This window comes from Neisseria sp. P0021.S007 (genome assembly GCF_051956855.1).
Genome location: NZ_JBQCXA010000189.1, coordinates 1 through 977, shown reverse-complemented (window position 1 = coordinate 977; position 977 = coordinate 1). Strand labels below are relative to the sequence as shown.

The window sequence follows — 977 nt, the reverse complement described above, 5'->3', positions numbered from 1 at the left end:
CCCTAAAACAAAAAGCAAAGCATCCAATCGTTTCGCTCAGTCATAGTTACGGCATTGCTGCGGTGTTGTGTACGCCGAATAATCTGTCCGCCGGTGTGGACGTTGAGAAAATCCGTCCCCGAGATTTTCAGGCGTTGGCAGAGTGGGTATGCACCGAGAGGGAGCAGGAATACTTGGCATCCGTCGATTGGGATGGGGAAGAATTTTATCGGCTATGGTGCATTAAAGAAGCGCTGTTGAAGGCGGCAAATTTAAATTTTCCTGAGGATATGCGCAAGGTTGGCTATCGATTTGAGATAGATGGAAAAAAGGAAATACAGGTATGCGGATGCTCGGATTGGCATGGGGTGACGGCTCTGTTGTCTAATGGATGCGCTGTTACCTGTGTTTGGCAGGGGAGTAATGTTGAACTGCATCTGCAATGTTATGGCGATATAGGTAAGGATGATTGGGGGAAGATCGAGGTCGTCTGAAAATGGAATATTTTTCAGAAAGCATTGTGTGCTTGTAGCAGAATTGGATTTCAGTTATAATCCGACGCTTTCAACCTTGCCTTTTGCTTTCGCATGGCAAAAGGCTGTATTTAATCATCCATAAGGAGATAACATGCGTCATTATGAGATCGTGTTTATCGTTCATCCTGATCAAAGCGAGCAAGTGCCTGCTATGGTTGAACGTTACAAAACCATGATTGCCGAAGCCGGCGGCAAAATCCACCGCTTGGAAGACTGGGGTCGCCGTCAACTGGCTTACCCGATTAACAAAATCCACAAAGCACACTATGTTTTGATGAACATCGAAACTACTCCTGAAGTAGTTGAAGAGCTGGAAACCGCTTTCCGCTTTAACGATGCCGTACTGCGCCATCTGACCATCAAAACAAAACATGCTGTAACCGAAGCTTCTCCTATGCTGGGCGGCGAAAAAGCAAAAAACTTGCTGAACGGTGCAGCTGAAGAAGTTGCAGCAGCCGAATA

At 46.4% G+C, this 977-nt stretch carries 2 protein-coding genes; both read left to right on the top strand.

The features are described 5' to 3' along the window. The coding region (locus ACTHUR_RS12115; RefSeq protein ID WP_440398733.1) for a 4'-phosphopantetheinyl transferase family protein at positions 1-473 on the top strand (473 nt) is incomplete at its 5' end. 133 nt (positions 474-606) lie between these two features. Further along, positions 607-977: 30S ribosomal protein S6 (rpsF, locus tag ACTHUR_RS12110; RefSeq protein WP_003757376.1), on the top strand; the 371-nt coding region annotated here is incomplete at its 3' end.